The organism is Lentilactobacillus kisonensis DSM 19906 = JCM 15041, assembly GCF_001434135.1.
Classification (GTDB): domain Bacteria; phylum Bacillota; class Bacilli; order Lactobacillales; family Lactobacillaceae; genus Lentilactobacillus; species Lentilactobacillus kisonensis.
The window spans coordinates 205018-223082 of the sequence record NZ_AZEB01000001.1 but is presented as its reverse complement, the minus strand read 5'-3'; the positions used below and the strand labels follow the sequence as shown (position 1 = coordinate 223082).

At 39.5% G+C, this 18065-nt stretch carries 26 protein-coding genes, 1 tRNA gene and 1 other annotated feature; of the genes, 25 read left to right on the top strand and 2 right to left on the bottom strand.

Going from position 1 to position 18065, the window contains the following annotated elements:
* Nucleotides 1-37: 37 nt before the first annotated feature.
* From rpmG to FC98_RS01070, 6 genes are all read left to right on the top strand, one after another.
* Nucleotides 38-187, top strand: a complete 150-nt coding sequence (rpmG, locus tag FC98_RS13990) for a 50S ribosomal protein L33 (RefSeq protein WP_081467807.1) — start codon at nucleotides 38-40, stop codon at nucleotides 185-187.
* A 110-nt stretch (nucleotides 188-297) separates the two neighbouring features.
* Nucleotides 298-852 (top strand): 5-formyltetrahydrofolate cyclo-ligase, encoded by a 555-nt coding sequence (locus FC98_RS01090; RefSeq protein ID WP_008856872.1) that lies wholly within the window; start codon nucleotides 298-300, stop codon nucleotides 850-852.
* A gap of 24 nt (nucleotides 853-876) precedes the next feature.
* The gene (locus tag FC98_RS01085; RefSeq protein ID WP_054654265.1) at nucleotides 877-1539 is read left to right on the top strand and encodes a rhomboid family intramembrane serine protease; all 663 of its coding nucleotides are present in this window, start codon (nucleotides 877-879) and stop codon (nucleotides 1537-1539) included.
* Between the two features lie 43 nt (nucleotides 1540-1582).
* The gene (locus FC98_RS01080; RefSeq protein WP_056949046.1) at nucleotides 1583-1822 is read left to right on the top strand and encodes a YqgQ family protein; all 240 of its coding nucleotides are present in this window, start codon (nucleotides 1583-1585) and stop codon (nucleotides 1820-1822) included.
* Nucleotides 1776-2783, top strand: coding sequence for an ROK family glucokinase (locus tag FC98_RS01075; RefSeq protein WP_040471524.1), 1008 nt, complete (start codon nucleotides 1776-1778; stop codon nucleotides 2781-2783). The genes FC98_RS01080 and FC98_RS01075 overlap by 47 nt, the downstream gene beginning before the upstream one ends.
* A 4-nt stretch (nucleotides 2784-2787) precedes the next feature.
* Complete coding sequence (locus FC98_RS01070; protein WP_008856868.1) at nucleotides 2788-3213, top strand: rhodanese-like domain-containing protein; 426 nt, start codon at nucleotides 2788-2790, stop codon at nucleotides 3211-3213.
* A 242-nt stretch (nucleotides 3214-3455) separates the two neighbouring features.
* Here the strand turns inward: FC98_RS01070 and FC98_RS13985 are convergent, their stop codons facing one another.
* A complete protein-coding gene (locus tag FC98_RS13985; RefSeq protein WP_040471523.1) occupies nucleotides 3456-3632 on the bottom strand; it encodes a DUF3042 family protein in 177 nt (58 codons plus the stop codon).
* 99 nt (nucleotides 3633-3731) lie between these two features.
* On the opposite strand from FC98_RS13985, the gene FC98_RS01065 reads away from it, so the two are divergent.
* The 7 genes from FC98_RS01065 (at nucleotide 3732) to FC98_RS01035 (ending at nucleotide 9838) form a co-directional block, all read left to right on the top strand.
* A complete protein-coding gene (locus tag FC98_RS01065) occupies nucleotides 3732-4472 on the top strand; it encodes a glycerophosphodiester phosphodiesterase (RefSeq protein WP_056949044.1) in 741 nt (246 codons plus the stop codon).
* A 1-nt stretch (nucleotide 4473) separates the two neighbouring features.
* A complete protein-coding gene (gene miaA, locus FC98_RS01060; protein WP_054654310.1) occupies nucleotides 4474-5394 on the top strand; it encodes a tRNA (adenosine(37)-N6)-dimethylallyltransferase MiaA in 921 nt (306 codons plus the stop codon).
* Nucleotides 5395-5481: 87 nt separating this feature from the next.
* A complete protein-coding gene (locus FC98_RS01055) occupies nucleotides 5482-5883 on the top strand; it encodes a MerR family transcriptional regulator (protein ID WP_008856862.1) in 402 nt (133 codons plus the stop codon).
* Nucleotides 5884-5899: 16 nt separating this feature from the next.
* Complete coding sequence (glnA, locus tag FC98_RS01050) at nucleotides 5900-7243, top strand: type I glutamate--ammonia ligase (RefSeq protein ID WP_056949042.1); 1344 nt, start codon at nucleotides 5900-5902, stop codon at nucleotides 7241-7243.
* 238 nt (nucleotides 7244-7481) lie between these two features.
* Nucleotides 7482-8363 (top strand): hypothetical protein, encoded by an 882-nt coding sequence (locus FC98_RS01045; RefSeq protein ID WP_056949040.1) that lies wholly within the window; start codon nucleotides 7482-7484, stop codon nucleotides 8361-8363.
* A complete protein-coding gene (locus FC98_RS01040; protein WP_008856859.1) occupies nucleotides 8356-9288 on the top strand; it encodes a hypothetical protein in 933 nt (310 codons plus the stop codon). The genes FC98_RS01045 and FC98_RS01040 overlap by 8 nt, the downstream gene beginning before the upstream one ends.
* Before the next feature lie 10 nt (nucleotides 9289-9298).
* A complete protein-coding gene (locus FC98_RS01035) occupies nucleotides 9299-9838 on the top strand; it encodes a dUTPase (RefSeq protein WP_008856858.1) in 540 nt (179 codons plus the stop codon).
* Between the two features lie 217 nt (nucleotides 9839-10055).
* Here FC98_RS01035 and FC98_RS01030 read toward each other — a convergent pair.
* A tRNA-Arg gene (locus FC98_RS01030) sits at nucleotides 10056-10129 on the bottom strand.
* Nucleotides 10130-10608: 479 nt separating this feature from the next.
* Nucleotides 10609-10685 (top strand) — a sequence feature (ribosomal protein L21 leader region).
* A gap of 18 nt (nucleotides 10686-10703) precedes the next feature.
* Between FC98_RS01030 and rplU the strand changes: the two genes are divergently transcribed.
* The 12 genes from rplU (at nucleotide 10704) to FC98_RS00970 (ending at nucleotide 18065) form a co-directional block, all read left to right on the top strand.
* Nucleotides 10704-11012, top strand: a complete 309-nt coding sequence (gene rplU / locus FC98_RS01025; protein WP_040471522.1) for a 50S ribosomal protein L21 — start codon at nucleotides 10704-10706, stop codon at nucleotides 11010-11012.
* Between the two features lie 24 nt (nucleotides 11013-11036).
* Nucleotides 11037-11372: a ribosomal-processing cysteine protease Prp gene (locus FC98_RS01020; RefSeq protein ID WP_054654263.1), complete on the top strand. Its 336-nt coding sequence runs from the start codon at nucleotides 11037-11039 to the stop codon at nucleotides 11370-11372.
* 25 nt (nucleotides 11373-11397) lie between these two features.
* Nucleotides 11398-11691: a 50S ribosomal protein L27 gene (gene rpmA, locus FC98_RS01015; protein WP_008856855.1), complete on the top strand. Its 294-nt coding sequence runs from the start codon at nucleotides 11398-11400 to the stop codon at nucleotides 11689-11691.
* A gap of 163 nt (nucleotides 11692-11854) precedes the next feature.
* On the top strand, nucleotides 11855-12415 hold the full coding sequence (gene efp / locus FC98_RS01010) for an elongation factor P (RefSeq protein WP_008856854.1): 561 nt from the start codon (nucleotides 11855-11857) through the stop codon (nucleotides 12413-12415).
* Between the two features lie 41 nt (nucleotides 12416-12456).
* A complete protein-coding gene (locus FC98_RS01005) occupies nucleotides 12457-12900 on the top strand; it encodes an Asp23/Gls24 family envelope stress response protein (RefSeq protein WP_040471521.1) in 444 nt (147 codons plus the stop codon).
* Entirely contained in the window at nucleotides 12900-13313 is a 414-nt protein-coding gene (nusB, locus tag FC98_RS01000; RefSeq protein ID WP_008856852.1) for a transcription antitermination factor NusB, read from the top strand. Before FC98_RS01005 ends, nusB begins: the two co-directional genes overlap by 1 nt.
* Before the next feature lie 77 nt (nucleotides 13314-13390).
* Nucleotides 13391-14257, top strand: a complete 867-nt coding sequence (locus FC98_RS00995) for a bifunctional 5,10-methylenetetrahydrofolate dehydrogenase/5,10-methenyltetrahydrofolate cyclohydrolase (protein ID WP_056949038.1) — start codon at nucleotides 13391-13393, stop codon at nucleotides 14255-14257.
* Nucleotides 14247-15614, top strand: a complete 1368-nt coding sequence (gene xseA / locus FC98_RS00990; protein ID WP_056949036.1) for an exodeoxyribonuclease VII large subunit — start codon at nucleotides 14247-14249, stop codon at nucleotides 15612-15614. Before FC98_RS00995 ends, xseA begins: the two co-directional genes overlap by 11 nt.
* Nucleotides 15607-15882 carry an exodeoxyribonuclease VII small subunit gene (locus tag FC98_RS00985; RefSeq protein ID WP_008856849.1) on the top strand — a complete coding sequence of 92 codons (276 nt, stop codon included), beginning with the start codon at nucleotides 15607-15609 and terminating at the stop codon, nucleotides 15880-15882. The genes xseA and FC98_RS00985 overlap by 8 nt, the downstream gene beginning before the upstream one ends.
* A complete protein-coding gene (locus tag FC98_RS00980; protein ID WP_082602689.1) occupies nucleotides 15866-16759 on the top strand; it encodes a polyprenyl synthetase family protein in 894 nt (297 codons plus the stop codon). Before FC98_RS00985 ends, FC98_RS00980 begins: the two co-directional genes overlap by 17 nt.
* A 1-nt stretch (nucleotide 16760) precedes the next feature.
* Nucleotides 16761-17573, top strand: a complete 813-nt coding sequence (locus FC98_RS00975) for a TlyA family RNA methyltransferase (protein WP_054654259.1) — start codon at nucleotides 16761-16763, stop codon at nucleotides 17571-17573.
* Between the two features lie 33 nt (nucleotides 17574-17606).
* Nucleotides 17607-18065: an arginine repressor gene (locus tag FC98_RS00970; RefSeq protein ID WP_008856846.1), complete on the top strand. Its 459-nt coding sequence runs from the start codon at nucleotides 17607-17609 to the stop codon at nucleotides 18063-18065.

Below are 18065 nucleotides of genomic sequence, written 5' to 3'. Positions count from 1 at the left end.
AGTAGCTGTATTAAAAATAAGTTTGGAGGTCTATTCCATGCGAGTACACATTACAATGGAATGTACAGAATGCCACGAACGTACTTACTTATCAAGCAAGAACCGTCGTAACAACCCCGACCGTTTGGAGCTTAAAAAGTATTGCCCACGTCAACGTAAAGTGACATTACATCGAGAAACCAAATAAGGCTTGGGTAATTTAACCCAAACCTTTTTTATTTAAATTGAGAATGGAGATACCGCTCCCAATTGGTATTGAAGTTTTTATGAGAAGATTAATGAAATGTTGGTGAGTAAATGAGTGCAGATAAAGTCACTAAGCAGCAATTACGAGCGGTTCAAGAGCAACGTTTGCATGACTTTTTACAGCGTGAAGATGCTGAGGAAATTGCTAACAGTTTATATTCACGGTTGTATTCTGATCCCGACTATTTAAATAGCCAAACAATTGGCATAACGCTTAGTATGCCTGGTGAACTTGATACGGCGCCCATCATTGACCAAGCTCACCATAATGGGAAGCGGATTGCAATTCCACGGACGTTACCTCATCGGCAAATGGCCTTTGTGTTACTTGAACCGGACACTGAGTTAGTCAAAACCGCTTTTGGAACAACCGAACCTACGAGCGGCGAGATCGTCGATAAAGCTGACTTAGAGATGCTGATTGTTCCGGGACTGGCATTTTCAAAGAATCATTATCGGGTTGGCTATGGTGGTGGCTTTTATGATCGTTATCTGGCTGATTTTGCTGGGGAAAGTTTGGCGTTAGTTTTGCCGCCCCAACTATTTGAGGTGCCAACCTGGCCAGTTGAATCCCATGATATATTAATGGATAAAATTATTTATTGAGTCTTTTAAAGCTAAGGAGATAGAATGAGTAGGTTAAGAGATAAGCCATTCATCATGTATGGATTACTAGCGATTATGGTGATCGTGTTTTTAACAATGACCGTTATGGGTGGGACGACTGATCCAGGAACCCTCGTTCGATTTGGGGCTAAGTATAATCCGGCTATTCGAGCGGGAGAATATTGGCGACTAATAACGCCCATGTTTATTCATATTGGGTTTACTCATATCCTCATGAACGGGATTACGTTGTATTTTATCGGTGAATACGTAGAACAGCTTTTTGGCCACTGGCGATTTTTAACGATTTTTCTTGTGTCTGGCATTGTTGGTAACCTGGCCAGTTTTGTGTTTAGTTATGGGTTATCTGCGGGTGCTAGTACAGCAATTTTCGGCCTTTTTGGTGCATTTATGATGCTTGGTGAAAGTTTTTCCAAAAATCCAGTCATTACATCGATGGCTAAAACATTTTTGCTATTTATCGTCCTAAATATTGGGACCGATATCTTTGTGCAGGGAATTGATATTGCTGGCCATATTGGCGGGTTAATTGGTGGCTTTCTCATTGCCTACGTTGTTGGCGTGAGTTTTGGGAAGGTTAGCCCAATTAAGCGAATAATTGCCGGGATAATGCTGGTAGTTGTTGCTGTTGGTTTATTTGTTTTAGGGATGCAAGGTAATCTTTAATATTTTTCAATTTCAAGAGAATTTTTATTTAGGATGTGAGATAATGAAAACGCTATATGATGTTCAACAGTTGTTAAAAAAGTTTGATATTTATGTCTACGTTGGCAAGCGACTTTGGGATATTGAAGTGATGGCGCTGGAGTTAGATCATCTTCACGATGCACAGGTAATAACCCATAAGGAATTTATTCAAGCTAAGTTGATTCTAAATCGTGAACATCGTGTCGAAGAAAAAAATGAAAGTAGGGGTAGTAACATTGGCAAAGAAATTAATCGGAATTGATCTAGGTGGGACCACGACCAAATTTGCATTTATTGACCAAGGAGGAAATATCCTCGCTAAGTGGCGAATTCCAACTGATATTAGTAATGCAGGTAGTAACATTGTTCCTAACATCATTAAGTCCATTAGTGATCAGATGCGAAAAGAAGACTATAATGCTGCAGACTTTCTTGGAATTGGGATGGGAACACCCGGTGCTGTCAACCGTGAAAAAGGAACTGTTGTGGGCGCCTTTAACTTAGGCTGGAAAATTGTGCAACCGGTTGGCGCCACCATTTCTGCAAATCTTCAACTACCAATTATGATTGATAACGATGCCAATAGCGCTGCATTAGGTGAATTCTGGAAGGGTGCTGGCGACAAAGCTGATGATGTCGTATTTGTTACCCTTGGAACTGGCGTTGGTGGTGGTGTCGTCACCAATGGCCATTTAGTTCACGGAATTAACGGTGGGGCTGGAGAAATTGGCCATATTACCGTTCAGCCTGGTGGCTATCTTTGCACGTGTGGTAAACGGGGATGCCTTGAACAATATGCCTCAGCAACTGGTGTGGTTCGGATTGCTAAAGACCTTGCCAAACAATTTACTGGCAAGTCACGAATTATCGAGTTAATCGATAGCGATGAGGGACTAACGTCTAAGATGGTCTTTTATCTTGCTGACAACGGTGATATTCTTGCTAACCAAATTGTTGACCGCGTATGTTCATACCTTGGTTTGGCCCTATCACATATCGGTAATACGTTAAATCCTGAAAATATCATTATTGGTGGTGGCGTTTCTAATGCTGGTAACACACTTTTGCAGCCAACAACTCGTTATTTCCAAGAAAATGCCTTTCCATCAGTTCGTGATTCAACTAAGCTGAAGTTAGCGCAATTAGGTAACGATGCTGGTGTAATCGGTGCTGCTTCATTGGCACTGCAATTCCGGAATACGCAACCATTTAATACAAAGTAAAGGGATGTTATTACAAGTGATAATTGCCGCAGTTAATCCAAATATCATCATGTCGATCATTTTATTAATCATCATTGCAGCTTGGCTTTGCTACACACTCATTCAAAACATGCGGGTGAAAAAAGCCGCCACGTATTTGTCTAATGATGAGTTTCAACAGGGAATGAGAAAGGCGCAGGTTATTGACTTGCGTGAACAGAAGAGTTTTAAGGATGGCCATATTTTAGGCGCCAGAAACGTGCCATTTTCTACCATTCGCAACTTTTACGGTCAGATTCGCTCTGACTTACCAGTTTATTTATATGATCAAGGCAAAACTATCAGTAAACGAGCTGCTCTGTTTCTGAATAAAAAGGGTTACCAAGAAATCTTTATTCTGAAGTCTGGTTACCAAAATTGGAATGGCAAAGAGAAAAAGAGTAACAATTAGATCATTTAAATTGAATACTAATGAAGCTTAAGTAGCTTCAGGCTTAATAAATAGCGCAGGCATTCGATTTAGGAGTGGTTGCGCTATTAGCTTAAATAGCCGAGTTTTATGAATTAACGTATTAATAGTGTTGTGACGCCATAAAAAACGAGGTTGTTGACAAAATTTCTTTTGTCCTCAGCCTCGTCTTATTCAAAATGGTGCGTCAATAATTATAAAAGTTCTCAAGTTGTGGGTTTAAGTTATCCGTGATGAGCAGCTCGACTTTTGCGAAGTGCCTTTTTGCGGTTTGATTCGAACTTTTCTTCTTCGTCCTCAATTGGGTCAACAACCGCCTTTTTAAAGGTCATTAAGGCGCCAAGTCCTGCGGCGACTGTTCCAATTACGCCAACAACTAAACCACTTGTAAAATGCTTCATATCCAACCCTCCAATGTCACTTAATACCTTCATTATGCGTTATTTAAGAACAGATATCTAGTTTAATGTCTAATTATTCTAATATTACAGGAGAAAAACATGAAAATTGATACCAAAATAATTGCTCACCGTGGCAGTAAGGGAACGCGGCCTGAAAATACCCTGATTTCTTTTCAAGCGGCGATTGACGACGGTTGTGATGGAATTGAAACTGATGTGCATTTTTCAAAAGATCGTCAGTTCATCATCATGCATGATGAAACAGTTGACAGAACGACCAATGGTAGTGGCTTGATCTATGAAAAGAACTTAGCTGAGCTAAAACATCTAGACGCTGGAATTCGGTTTTCTGAGGAATTTAAGGGGACAACAATCCCAACTCTTCAAGAAGTTGTTAATTTGTTAATTCAAAATAATTTTCATGGGATCTTTAATCTGGAATTAAAAACCAATAAAGTTCAGTATCCTGGTATTGAGCAAGCTGTCTATGAATACTTTGCTTCAATTCAGTATCCTTTTCAGTTAATCTATTCAAGCTTCAATGCGCATTCATTGGAAATTTTAAATAACATCGATCCGCAAGCATACCGAGCCAAATTATTTAAAACAGCTGCCAAGCAAGCCAAAACGCTCAAGAAAAGTAAATTAATTGAGGACTTTCATCCAGATATCCGGTGGGTAAAGCGACACCCGTTTTTTGCGTCTGTGAAGCATTTACGACCATGGACGGTTAATTCTACTGAGGATATGCAATACTGTTTTAAGCGAAATATGGCAGCAATCATTACTGATTATCCAGCGCGGGCGGTTCAGTTAAGAGAAGAAATGCGAGGTGATTAATGTGGAAAGGGTTTTAGCAATCGTTGGCCCAACTGCGGTTGGAAAAACGGCAATGTCAATTAAAATTGCTCGGAAATTCAATGGTGAAGTTATTTCTGGTGATTCAATGCAAGTTTATCGAGGCTTGGACATTGGAACTGCAAAGGTAACTAACGCAGAAAAGCAGGGGATTGTTCATCACCTTATTGATATTCGAAATATTGATGAGCGTTACTCAGTTGCCAATTTTGTTCAAGATGCCAATGATCAGATTAAAAAAATCACTAATAAGGGAAAGCTACCCATAATCGTTGGTGGAACTGGTTTTTATCTCCAAGCGTTACTTAACGGCCTGCAATTGGGTGGCGATCAGTATACTGATGATCGCCTGCGTCAGGAACTATTACAATACGCTGATACGAAAGGTAACGCTAAATTACACGCACGGTTAGAGGCGGTTGATCCCCAAACTGCTCAACAAATTCCCGTTAACAATGTTCGTCGGGTTGTCCGAGCACTGGAAGTTTACATAAAAACAGGTCATCGCTTTTCTGATCAGGAAGATACACCTCAATTATTTAACGCGTTTGTAATCGGATTAAATACCAATCGTCAGCTTTTATACCAACGGATTAACCGGCGGGTTGACCAAATGATAACGGCTGGATTAGTTGATGAAGCTCGTATGCTATTTGACCGCGGTGGTGTTAATTTTCAATCAGGCAAGGGAATTGGGTATCGTGAACTCTTTAACTATTTTGCTGGTAACTGCCAGTTTGACGAAGCAGTCGAACAGATAAAAAAGGATTCACGACACTATGCGAAGCGTCAATTGACATGGTTCAGAAATAAAACGCGCCCGAATTGGTATAACGTTATCGAAAATCCAGTGGATGTTCAACGGCTGATGGCGGACGTTGACAATTGGTTAACTTCAAAATGACGACTACTCATGTTACAAAACATGACATTAGCTATTGACATTGATTTTAAGAATGTTATTATGATTACAAGATTCAGGAGGTGAACAATGCGAGAGAAGGAACTACGGCGTTCAATGTCAGTATTGCCGATTGGAACGGTGATGAAGTTAACTGACTTGTCCGCAAGGCAAATAAGATATTACGAACAGCAGGATTTGATCAAACCCCTTAGAAATGAAGGGAATCGAAGAATGTATTCACTGAATGACGTTGACCGCCTTTTGGAAATCAAAGATTACTTAGCTGATGGCTTGAATATTTCCGGAATTAAGGAAGTTTATAAGAAGCAATCTCAACTAGAAGATGAACGAAAGCGGAATATGAAGAAGGGTTTGACGGATAGCGATGTTCGAAAGATCCTTCAGGACGAATTTCTTAATATTGGCGGCCTAAAGCCACCTTCTTCGACATTTGATGATCCGAATAATTTTAGTAAATTTAATAACTGATAGGAGCGCTGAATAAATGGCTACGAAACACGATTACACAAAAGACGATATTCGAAAGATGGTCAAAGATGAGGACGTCAAATTCTTACGATTAATGTTCACCGATTTGTTTGGAACAATTAAGAACGTTGAAATTCCAATTGGTCAACTCGATAAATTACTTGATAACAAGTTAATGTTTGATGGTTCTTCAATCGAAGGGTTTGTTCGAATTGAAGAAAGTGACATGTACCTATATCCAGATTTATCAACTTGGATGATCTTCCCTTGGAGCACCGATCGAGGCAAAATTGCCCGTGTTATTTGTGAAGTCTATACGCCAGATGGCAAGCCATTTGAAGCTGATCCTAGAAACAATCTCATTCGGGTCCTCGGAGATATGCGTAAGGCTGGCTTTACTTCGTTTAACATTGGGCCAGAACCTGAATTCTTCCTATTTAAGATGGGTGAAAATGGTGAACCAACTTTACACTTGAACGATAAGGGGAGCTACTTTGACATGGCCCCAATGGACCTTGGTGAAAATTGCCGTCGAGAGATTGTGCTAACTCTCGAAGAAATGGGCTTTGATGTTGAAGCTGCCCATCATGAGGTTGCTCCTGGTCAGCATGAAATTGACTTTAAGTACGCTGATGCGTTAGCAGCCGCTGATAACATTCAAACATTTAAACTAGTTGTTAAAACCGTTGCTCGAAAATATGGCCTATACGCAACATTCATGCCAAAACCGCTCAGTGGTATTAATGGTTCTGGGATGCACATTAACATGTCATTATTTAACGATTCTGGAAATACCTTTTACGATAAAGATGGCGAATTAGAACTTTCACAAGAAGCCTATTACTTCTTAGGTGGCTTATTGAAGCATGCTCGTTCATTCACTGCGGTATGTAACCCAATCGTCAATTCATACAAACGATTAGTACCTGGTTATGAAGCGCCAGTTTATGTTGCTTGGTCAGGTTCGAACCGATCACCACTTATTCGAATTCCAAGTGCTCGGGGCAATTCAACTCGGTTGGAACTTCGAAGCGTTGATCCTGCAGCCAATCCATATTTGGCAATTGCAACCGTTTTGGAAGCTGGCCTTGATGGTTTGAGAAACAAAATCCAACCAGAAGACAGTGTCGACCGAAACATTTATCGAATGAACACTGATGAACTGGCAAAGAGCCATATCCAAAACTTACCAGACACTTTGCATAATGCCTTGAAGGACCTGTCTGCTGATGAAACAATGGAAAAGGCCCTTGGCGAACGACTCTACCACAGCTTTATCGAAGCAAAGAACTTGGAATACGACTCATATCGGACTCAAGTATCTGGTTGGGAACGTGATCAATACCTTGAAAAGTATTAATGGTTATCTTGATTATCGACTTCTCGTTTCATTAATAAAATAATCGTGGTTTGTGTTAGTTCTCATCGAACATGTCATTTCTTGTTGGCACGTTTGATGGGAACTTTTTTTGTTGATTTAATTAAAAATCTTTTCAAAATCATAAAACATTTCGCAATAATTGGATTAGCCCTTTATTTATCAGTGGTTTTCAGATAACATTAAGTGTATAAATATCGGGGAAAATGAGGCAATAGTAATGGATAGAAAAACTGAGGAAGATCAATTCAGTCAAAATGATACGGTTTTATCTTCGGCATTAAGCCAAAAGATGACCTATCTGAATGATCTCAATGAATCAATAATTAAGGGCAATGATCTTAAAATATATGAATTAATCGATCCAAATCGATACGCAACTGAGGCAAAGGGGGAAGAGTTAACCGAAGCTAAACCAGATCATTATAGTTTAGCAGCTGATTTAAATGCCCAGCTTAGCCACCATTTAAGTGATAAATTAATTACGTATTTGGGCAAGACATACCCTTTCTTTTATTATCATGAGTACGAGTTAGGCAAGTTTCACATTTATTTTGGTAATTGGTGGGATCACCGGATGTTTGGGGATCTTGACCCAATTAACGTCCGATTTAATTTTTCTGAAGAAGAATATAACGTCTTGGCCCAGTCTTTCCAACTAGAACTTGAAAATAAACGGGTAAATGACGACGAAATGCGCCAACTCGGTGAAGAAAACGAGAAGTTGACTCAATTGATTGGCGATCAAGATAAACGTGATCATCAAAAGGAAACGATTAGAAAGCAGTTAAAGGAAAACGAAGAAAAATCTCCAATGCCTTGGGAAGCCGGTAAGGTTAAGGAAGAACATCAACGGCTAAATGATGCGCTACTAGAGTTAACCAATATTGATGAGCAGGCAGCTAATGGTCGGCCCAAAATCAAGCAAAATGAAAACAAAATTTTGGCTTTATCTAAGGAAGAGACCATTTTGAATCTAGAAAAGCAAAATATTCGGGCATCATTTGGCAGTTTTGATGCTTTTAATAATAACAATGATCACCTATATGCAAACTATCTTGAAAGTTTAGCCGAAGAATCGCAGGTGAGCGACGGTGAGTAATGAGACTGAAAAAAAGGTTCTAACGACTAACGATTTACTCAAGCAGTATAGTAATTCAATTAAAACGGGATTAACTAATGGGACTAACTATGTTAATGCGTTTAACCAATTGAACAACACAACTGAAAAGGAAGATCTGCTTGCGGCGGCCGTTAAACTGACCAATTATAAATTGAATACTGACTTTGTTGTTTTTCCCCACCAATTCTCTGATGAGGATGTTCAGTTGGTGTTTTTGGAACGCCTATTGAGTCTTTCAGGACTTGAGGGTGGTTTACAGATTAGCAATCCGGAACACGTTCAAAAGTTGCTATGTAAATTTACATCATTAGGTGATAATACCTTCACATTTACTAAATCTGGCAAAAACCCAACCGGCTTTTTCTTTGGGCCAACAAACTATAACCGACCGCTCTTTTATTTGAATTTACAAACAAAGGAATTACTGTTCCATGGGTCCTCGTTAATTGACTATTTTGTCGTTGATTTAGAAGGAACCGATGTGATCGATCTTAAGGCTGCGTTGGGAGTCCTCCTTAAGTTAGCAGAAATTTTGAAGGAGAGCTTTGGGTTTAAAATTGATTTTAATGTTTTGGATGGCATTAATGGTGAATTTTATGAATTTGCCGCTGGTGATATTCCGGAGTCCATTATGGATGAGCTGTTTGTCAAATCAGCTGACCAGCAATTTATTTTGATGGCTGATCAAAATGGCGGCGCTTCTTTAACCCTTGATAATGATACTAAATTACAAGTCTACAACCGTGGTAGTTCCGACCGACCAAAGTGGGGCGCAGCAATTCACGATACAAATCAAACGGAAAATTGGCTGTATTTGCTTCTTGATTATCCATTTATTCAAGAATGGTATTTGGATAATAAGAAACAATTGGAGATTCTTTCAAATCAGTTTATATTTGGATAAGGGGTATTAAATGGATTTACAATCATTACTTTCTTCTTCAGTATTTTTAAATCGCCAAATTGAGAACAAGCAGCAGCTTCATTGGTCAAACGAAGCGCGGGTTAAGAATGCATTTGTTGCCTTGGATGTTGAATTATCTGAGATGGCGAATACTTCCGAATGGTTCAAAGTTTGGAAAATTCACAAGGGAAAACACGATCCCGACAAGACACCAAGAGAAACGCTACTTTACGAATACGTTGATGCAATGGATTTTTATTTGTTAATTGCCAACCTCAAAAATTGGAATCATTTCATCTTGAATTCTGAAAAGGATCTTTCTAAAATTGAGGCCCTTAAAAGGGAAGACAATTTGGATAAGCAATACTTAGCTATGAAACGGATGCTATTTGATGCTTATTTTAATCATAGTGGTGATAGTTTTAATCACTCTTGGCGCCTGTTATTAAAATTTGGGTTAGTAGATTTTGGTTATCGGGAAGACGAAATTGAAAATGCCTTCAATGACAAGAATAAGATTAATGAAGAACGTCAGGATAGTAACTATTAAGAATGGTTACCACTTAATATACAAAATAACTCTTCCGAATCATCGTGAAATGGTCTGGAAGAGTTATTTTGTTTTCAAGTCTTTGTGGACATATTTCTACAAAAGCGGGAAATTAAGGGCAAATAACAGTAATTTAAAGACAACAAAAAAACGCACTCAACCCATAGCCCATCAGGATTGAGTGCGTTGTATCGACACCTATGAAAGGTGGTGATTATGTCGCAAGAGAGATTCGGACTCTCGACCTACGGTTTAGAAGACCGTTGCTCTATCCAGCTGAGCTATTGCGACAAATCAACACTAATAATTATATGGGATATTGTTGGATGAGTCAATGTCTAATATCATAATGTTTTGAACTGGAATAGTGGTTTGTTAATATTATTATTTTTTTATTAAGTTACCATGTGTTTTGAATTAATAATTTGATTCCACTGGGTTAATCGTTTCATAATAAACATATAGTCTTCAATAGGACTTTGTTAGGAGGTGGAAGTTGTGGGATTCGTCATATTTATTGTTTTTATTTTTATTGTAACTGGAATTTTTCAATATTTTGCCGGCTCTTCAACATCCATACGGGGGAACGGCAAGCATTTAGCTCAAAGAAAGTAAAAATTAAAAAGACATTTGGATTCCAAACGATAGCAGATATAGGCGTTAATTACGCGTTAATATCAGCATTGTTGGGATCCGTCTTTTTTTCTCGTGCATTAGTATTGACGGATAATCTCCCATTAGGTATACTAGTAACGTTGTAATTGTGGCTTCCACAGCTACAACCGCTCGATTCGAGCCAGAAAGTCTCTGTAAAGGGCGCTCTGTATCGGCGAGTCTAAGCAAAAATTATAAGGAGGTGCACAATATGTACGCAGTTATTACCACAGGTGGTAAACAATACAAAGTATCTGAAGGCGATGCAATTTACGTTGAAAAGCTCGACGCAAACGAAGGCGACAAGGTTACTTTTGATCAAGTTGTCATGGTTGGTGGCGATTCAGTTAAGGTTGGTGCTCCATTAGTTGATGGCGCATCAGTTACTGCAACTGTTGAAAAACAGGGGCGTCAAAAGAAGATTACAATCTTCCGTTACAAGCCAAAGAAGGGTTCACGTTCAAAGAAGGGTCATCGTCAACCATATACCAAGGTTGTTATTGATTCAATCAAAGCTTAATTTTATATTTGAGGTGACTGATAGATGATTAAAGCGACTATTAACCACTACCACAATCATGTGAGTCAATTTACCATTGCTGGTCATGCTGATGCGGGTGAATATGGGCAAGATATTGTTTGCTCAGCTGTTTCGGTGCTCAGTATTACGACCGTAAATGGACTTCAAGAAGTTGTTGGCTTAGACGTTGATGTGGATAGTGATGATGAAAATGGTGGTTATCTTTCAGTTAATATTCCCGTCATTGCCGATTCCAAGAAAAGTATTCAAGCTGATGCAATTCTTAATACTTTCCAAAATGGCATGGCTGACATAGCTTCAAGTTATCGTCAATATATTGAATTAAACATAGCAAATTAATTAAATTATATTCGGAGGTGTAACTATGCTAGCAATGAACTTACAGTTCTTCTCTCACCATAAAGGTGGTGGATCAACTGCCAACGGTCGTAACTCTGCTGGTCGTCGTTTAGGTACTAAGGCTGCTGATGGCTCATCAGTTCACAGCGGTTCAATTATCTATCGACAACGCGGTACTCATATTTATCCGGGTAACAACGTTAGCCGTGGTAATGATGACACGTTATTTGCTTTAGTTGACGGTGTTGTTCGCTTTGAAAGAAAAGGCCGTGACAAGCGTCAGGTTTCAGTTTATCCAGTTGCTGAAGCTGCTAAGTAATCGTTTAACATTATGAATCAATGAAGAGCTGGGACAAAACGGTGGTTTTGCTTCCCAGTTTTTTTAATGATTGAAAAAGATTTATTAATCCATTAAAATTGGATATTTAGGAGTAAAGTATTATATAATTAAGTATGTTACTTTACATTTAGGAGGAACAAAAATGGCAATTTCGACTGCTGATTTTAAGAATGGTTTGACCATTGAAGTTGATGGTGCAATTTGGAGAATTTTAAGTTTTCAACACGTAAAGCCTGGTAAGGGTGGCGCGTTTGTTCGTTCAAAGCTAAAGAATTTGAGAACAGGTGCGGTTCAAGAAAAAACATTCCGTTCCGGTGCAAAGATGGAACAAGCTCAAATTGATACTCGTAATATGCAGTACTTATATGCAGATGGTGATCAGCATGTCTTTATGGATATGGATACTTATGATCAAATCTCAATTCCAGCTGAACAAATTAAGGCTGAACTAAATTATCTTCAAGAAAATATGGAAGTAAGTGTTATCCAGTATGGTAATGAAACGTTAGGCGTTGAATTGCCAAATACAGTGACACTAGAAGTTGCGTCAACTGAACCAGGAATTAAGGGCGATACTGCTTCTGGTGGCTCTAAGCCAGCTACAATGACCACTGGCTTAACCTTGCAAGTACCTTTCTTTGTTAACCAGGGTGATAAGTTAGTAATTAACACAACTGACGGTACCTATATTTCCCGAGCTTAACACTAAGATTGACTGATTTGATTGAAAACGGAGGCTTTAAAATGGCTGAAGATACGAACATTGCCCTGCATACTAATGATTCCGAGTTAGGAAAAATTGAAATTGCGCCAAACGTTCTTGAGATTATTGCCGGCGTTGCTTCCACCCAAGTAGACGGGGTTAACCGCATGCGTGGCTCATTTTCAAACAGTGTTAATGAATTGCTGGGCCGACGTAAGGAACATAGTAAGGGCGTTAAACTAACATATACAAACGAAGAATTAGTGGTTGATATTTACGTTTATTTGAACTACGGTGTTTCTGTTCCTAAGGTTGCACTTGAAATTCAAAGCCAAGTTGAACAACAGTTATATTTTATGACTGATTTAAAAGTTCATGAGGTTAACGTTCATGTCCAAGGCGTTATCCCGGAAAAGACAACGAGTTCAGTTGACCCTAACGATCCTTTCGCTACTGACGATGACGAAGAAGACGGTGAGAACTAGTGGAATTAACCCGGCATCATATCCGAGAACTGGCGTTTCAAACGCTATTTGCGTTGAACACTAACGAGCAAACCGACTGGAAAGACTTTTATCAGGTTTTAACTGACGGCAAGTATGGGGATGATTATCCTTCATACCTGCATCAATTAATATCAGGAGTTTTGGAAAATAAATCAGAAATCGATAAGCTGATTGAAAAATACCTCATTTCTGGTTGGTCACTAAATCGGATTGCTAAAACTGACCTCATTATTCTTGAGATCGCTTTATATGAGATGATCTATGTTGACGACATGCCCGCGAAGGTATCGATCAATGAAGCAATTGAACTTGCAAAGAAGTATAGTGATGACCGTTCACGAAAATTTGTTAACGGGATTTTGTCACATGCTTTAGAAGAACTGGTAAAATAGATTTACACATGTGTAAGTCTATTTTTTTATACATAAAGTTTATCGGAAATGTTTTTAAGAGAGGAAGAGATTTTTAAATGGCAACGATTATCGACGGCAAGGCACTTGCAAAAAAATTAAATCAGCAAACAAGTAAACGGGTGGCACAATTACAATCTCAGTTTGGGATAACGCCTGGGCTAGTCGTTATCATTGTCGGCAATGATCCGGCTAGCGAGCGATATGTTCGAAATAAGAATCGAACGGCCAAGCGTCTTGGGATCAATTCAACGGTTAATCAACTACCGGCGGAGACCTCAGAAGAAACGCTTTTGCAGCTTATTGCCAATTACAACGCTGATCCAGCTATTCATGGTATTTTGGTGCAGGATCCGCTACCAGAACAAATTAATGAAAAAAATATTACCCGAGCAATTTTACCGGAAAAAGACGTTGATGGGTTTCATCCCGTCAACGTTGGTAAATTATATTTGAATGACACAACTAATTACCCGGTATCTTGTACGCCCAAGGGAATTATGACCATGTTTTCTGAGTATCATATTTCTTTAAAAGGTAAAAACGCGGTTATGATCGGTCGAAGTGCAATTGTCGGCAAGCCCATGGCTGCTTTGATGTTAAATGCTGGTGCCAGCGTCTCAATTCTTCACCGGTATACTAGAGACATTACTGAATACACCCAGAATGCCGATATTATTGTTTCAGCAACTGGTCATTTGCATACTTTGACAAAGGACGCGGTTAAAGCTGGAGCTGTTGTCATTGATGTGGGGCAAAATATTAACGAAGCGGGCCACTTAGTTGGTGATACTGATTATGACGACCTTTTCGAGAAAGTTGCTTACATTACACCAGTCCCTGGTGGGGTTGGTCCCATGACAATTGCAACTTTGATGCAACAAAGTGTTGATTTAGCAGAATGGAGTATTCGCAGTGACAAGTGATGCAGTAACAAATGACTACCTGACGGTTAGCGCACTAACTAAATATATTAAAAGAAAGTTTGACGTTGATCCGTATTTATCTAAAGTATACCTAACGGGTGAAATATCTAATTTTCGATTGCGGCCAAATGCACACCAATACTTTAGCTTAAAGGATGATAACGCTAAAATTAGTGCGATCATGTTTAAATCTGCTTTTAATAAGGTTAAATTCACACCTGCAGAGGGTATGAAGGTATTGGTGGTTGGGCATATTTCGGTTTATGAGCCAACTGGGAGCTATCAAATCTATGTTGAACGAATGGAGCCTGACGGTGTCGGCCAACTCTATCAAGCTTATGAACAGCTCAAAAAAAAGTTAGCAGATGAAGGCTTGTTTAATCTTCCTAAGAAGCCCCTAACCAAGTTTCCAAAACGAATTGCGGTTGTCACCTCACCTAGTGGGGCGGTTATTCGAGACATTATTACAACGGTTCGGCGGCGATATCCGATTGCGCAGATTGTCCTTTTTCCTGCATTGGTACAGGGAACGGAAGCAAGCGGAGATATTGTCAACCAAATTCATCGGGTTAATGGCCTGGGGAATTTTGATACTTTAATTGTTGGTCGCGGCGGCGGTTCAATTGAAGACCTGTGGCCATTTAACGAAGAGACTGTCGCTCGAGCAATTGTTGGCAGCCAAATCCCGGTTGTTTCGTCTGTCGGGCACGAAACTGACACGACAATTGCTGATCTGGTTGCTGACGTCAGAGCTGCTACGCCAACGGCAGCTGCCGAATTGGCGGTTCCTAGGTTGGATCAGGTTTTAGTTGATTTAAAAACAACGCAAAACCGAATTGTTAATGCGACCTACCAAATTATTGAGCAAAACAAATTACGTCTAAAAAGATTGCAACAATCCACTGTATTCACAGCGCCACAACGAATTTACGAAACTTTTTCCCAACGTTTAGATTTATTGACTCAACGTTTAGCCAATCAAGCGGATAAAATCACGGGTAAGCGTAAGGAACGATTTGCTGATTTAAAAATGCGCTTAAGACTCGTTGCCCCAACATACACAATCAAAGAGCAGCAACAAAAATTGACAACCTTACAGGCTCGTCTAGATAAATCAATGATTCAAGACGTTAAAAATATTCGTCAAAGATACCAAATGTTGGTGGGATCACTTGATCATTTGAGCCCGCTGAAGATTCTGAGCAGAGGATATACTTATACAACCGATGACAAAAACCACCTTATCAGCAAAACAGCTCAGCTTAAGTCTAAAGCGATTAACGTTCACTTTACTGATGGAATTGTAGTGGCGAATGTCACTAAAATAACAAAGAAGGAAGATAACCAACATGGCTGATGGCAAAGAAGTTAACCAAACTTTTGAACAAAAGATGGACCAATTAGAAAAAATTGTAACCCAGTTGGAACAGGGAAACGTTTCTCTGGAAGATTCAATGGCAAAATTTAAAACCGGCATTCAATTAAGCGAACAACTACAAGATACCTTGACAAAAGCTGAACATACCATGGCCAAAATGATGGACAAGGACGGCAATGAAGTCGACTTTGAAACACCAGTTGAGTCACAAACGCCAAAGGATGATCGTAATGGCAATCAAGCTTAAAGACTTTCAGAAACGGTGGCTTCCTAAAATTAATGATGTTCTAGAAAATGAGATTATTCCTGATACGGATCAGGAGACTTTGGCCCAATCAATGAGCTACTCAGTTAACGCTGGCGGAAAAAGGCTGCGACCTCTATTTAGCTTAGCTGTTTTAACTAGTCTAGGCCAATCAATTGATCACGATATTTTAAAAGCCTGCTGTGCGTTAGAATTAATGCATACTTATTCCCTTATTCATGATGATTTGCCTGCCATGGACAATGATGAGTTGCGCCGTGGTAAGCCGACTAATCACGTCGTTTATGGCGCGGGAATGGCAACTTTAGCGGGAGATGGCTTACAACCACTGGCCTTTCAATGGCTTGTTGATAATAACTTACCAAGTGCTATTAAAAGTGAGCTTGTCTTAGAATTGGCTAAAGCGGCTGGTCCGCATGGGATGGTTGCTGGTCAAGCGGATGATATTCATTTTGAAGGAACAAAATTGACGTTGAGCGGCCTGCAAAAATTAGATCGGAATAAGACAGGAGCCTTGATTCGTTATGCAATTAATGCGGGCCTAATAATTGCTGATGTCCCAAGTACGCAACGAAAAGACTTACTCAAGTTTGCTGAAGCATACGGGGTTGCTTTTCAAATATACGATGATATTTTGGACGTTGTTGGGACTGAACAACAAATTGGCAAGCCTGTGCATCAAGACGCCACTAAAAACACTTATCCCAATTTATTGGGGTTAGATAAATCATATGCCGTTTTACAAACAACCGTTAATAGTGCCAGACAGTCGCTTAAATCAGCATCTGAAACACTTTCAAGCGACCTCTCACTATTAGCTGATTTCTGCAATTATTTCGAATTTAAGGATGAAAAATAAAATGGAAAAACAACGAGTTGATGTTTTATTAGTGACTCAGGGATTATTTGATACCCGGGAAAGAGCCAAGCGTGCCGTAATGGCGGGTGAAATTCTCGGCAATAACGAAGAACGTTTGGACAAGCCAGGAACTAAGATTCCCGTTGACACAGAATTGCATTTAAAAGGTAAACCGATGCCTTACGTGAGTCGTGGCGGCTTAAAGCTTGCAAAGGCGCTTAAAGCTTTTGGCATTGACGTCAACGGCTTGACGGTTTTAGATATTGGGTCGTCAACTGGCGGGTTTACCGATGTGATGCTCCAAAACGGTGCCAAACTAAGCTATGCTTTAGACGTTGGTAGCAATCAATTAGTCTGGAAATTGCGGGAAGATCCACGAGTAATCGTTATGGAGCATACGAATTTCCGTTATAGTAAGTTAGCTGATTTTACTCATGGTCAGCCGCAATTTGCATCTATTGACGTGTCGTTTATTTCATTAGAGCTAATTTTACCTGTTCTAAAATCTATCCTGATTCCTAACGGTGAAGTCGTCGCTTTGATTAAACCCCAGTTTGAGGCTGGTAAGCGAAACGTTGGAAAACACGGCATTGTCAAAGATCCTGAAGTTCATCGGATGGTGCTTGAAAAGATTCTGAATTTTGCCGTTGCCACTGGATATACCGTTGAAAGCCTCGATTATTCGCCAATTAAGGGTGGTGCTGGTAACATTGAATTCCTAGTTGAACTCCGATCAGTTGATGCCCCAGTCATGGCAGCAAATGTTTCAATTGATAAAGTGATTGAAAACGCTTATTCTGAGTTAAAAGGGTAATCGCCCTTTTCATTAACTTTTGGGGGTGAAGGTATGCGCAAAAAAGAACGCCAGCGATTAATTAAACAATTATTAAACAACAATAATATCCAGCGACAAGAAGACTTTGTTGCTTTACTAGAAAAACAGGGAATTAACGTCACCCAGGCAACGGTTTCCCGGGATATTAAGGATATGCAGCTGGTGAAGGTTCCGTCTGTAACTGGTGGTTATCGATACAGCTTACCGACGCAAAAAAATATTGATACCGAAAAGAAATTAGTTCAAACAATTCGAGACTCGTTTGTGTCTGTTGACTCACAGGATAAATTTGTTTTCTTAAAAGTGTTGCCCGGCAGTGGACCAATTATTTCAAGCTTACTTTATCAGATGAACTATAGTGAAATATTTGGAACAATTGGTGATGATAACACTGTTTTAATCATTTGTAAGACGGAGGCTGATACCCTCAGTTTTCGTGGCCAAATCAATAGTATGTTAAGTACGGAATAA

What these genes read in the sequence shown, in the direction of transcription:
- rpmG (WP_081467807.1), top strand. Translation starts at nt 38, where the DNA reads ATGCGAGTACACATTACAATGGAATGTACAGAATGCCACGAACGTACT.
- FC98_RS01090 (WP_008856872.1), top strand. Translation starts at nt 298, where the DNA reads ATGAGTGCAGATAAAGTCACTAAGCAGCAATTACGAGCGGTTCAAGAG.
- FC98_RS01085 (WP_054654265.1), top strand. Translation starts at nt 877, where the DNA reads ATGAGTAGGTTAAGAGATAAGCCATTCATCATGTATGGATTACTAGCG.
- FC98_RS01080 (WP_056949046.1), top strand. Translation starts at nt 1,583, where the DNA reads ATGAAAACGCTATATGATGTTCAACAGTTGTTAAAAAAGTTTGATATT.
- FC98_RS01075 (WP_040471524.1), top strand. Translation starts at nt 1,776, where the DNA reads ATGAAAGTAGGGGTAGTAACATTGGCAAAGAAATTAATCGGAATTGAT.
- FC98_RS01070 (WP_008856868.1), top strand. Translation starts at nt 2,788, where the DNA reads ATGTTATTACAAGTGATAATTGCCGCAGTTAATCCAAATATCATCATG.
- FC98_RS13985 (WP_040471523.1), bottom strand. Translation starts at nt 3,632, where the DNA reads ATGAAGCATTTTACAAGTGGTTTAGTTGTTGGCGTAATTGGAACAGTC.
- FC98_RS01065 (WP_056949044.1), top strand. Translation starts at nt 3,732, where the DNA reads ATGAAAATTGATACCAAAATAATTGCTCACCGTGGCAGTAAGGGAACG.
- FC98_RS01055 (WP_008856862.1), top strand. Translation starts at nt 5,482, where the DNA reads ATGCGAGAGAAGGAACTACGGCGTTCAATGTCAGTATTGCCGATTGGA.
- glnA (WP_056949042.1), top strand. Translation starts at nt 5,900, where the DNA reads ATGGCTACGAAACACGATTACACAAAAGACGATATTCGAAAGATGGTC.
- FC98_RS01045 (WP_056949040.1), top strand. Translation starts at nt 7,482, where the DNA reads ATGGATAGAAAAACTGAGGAAGATCAATTCAGTCAAAATGATACGGTT.
- FC98_RS01035 (WP_008856858.1), top strand. Translation starts at nt 9,299, where the DNA reads ATGGATTTACAATCATTACTTTCTTCTTCAGTATTTTTAAATCGCCAA.
- rplU (WP_040471522.1), top strand. Translation starts at nt 10,704, where the DNA reads ATGTACGCAGTTATTACCACAGGTGGTAAACAATACAAAGTATCTGAA.
- FC98_RS01020 (WP_054654263.1), top strand. Translation starts at nt 11,037, where the DNA reads ATGATTAAAGCGACTATTAACCACTACCACAATCATGTGAGTCAATTT.
- rpmA (WP_008856855.1), top strand. Translation starts at nt 11,398, where the DNA reads ATGCTAGCAATGAACTTACAGTTCTTCTCTCACCATAAAGGTGGTGGA.
- efp (WP_008856854.1), top strand. Translation starts at nt 11,855, where the DNA reads ATGGCAATTTCGACTGCTGATTTTAAGAATGGTTTGACCATTGAAGTT.
- FC98_RS01005 (WP_040471521.1), top strand. Translation starts at nt 12,457, where the DNA reads ATGGCTGAAGATACGAACATTGCCCTGCATACTAATGATTCCGAGTTA.
- FC98_RS00995 (WP_056949038.1), top strand. Translation starts at nt 13,391, where the DNA reads ATGGCAACGATTATCGACGGCAAGGCACTTGCAAAAAAATTAAATCAG.
- FC98_RS00985 (WP_008856849.1), top strand. Translation starts at nt 15,607, where the DNA reads ATGGCTGATGGCAAAGAAGTTAACCAAACTTTTGAACAAAAGATGGAC.
- FC98_RS00980 (WP_082602689.1), top strand. Translation starts at nt 15,866, where the DNA reads ATGGCAATCAAGCTTAAAGACTTTCAGAAACGGTGGCTTCCTAAAATT.
- FC98_RS00975 (WP_054654259.1), top strand. Translation starts at nt 16,761, where the DNA reads ATGGAAAAACAACGAGTTGATGTTTTATTAGTGACTCAGGGATTATTT.
- FC98_RS00970 (WP_008856846.1), top strand. Translation starts at nt 17,607, where the DNA reads ATGCGCAAAAAAGAACGCCAGCGATTAATTAAACAATTATTAAACAAC.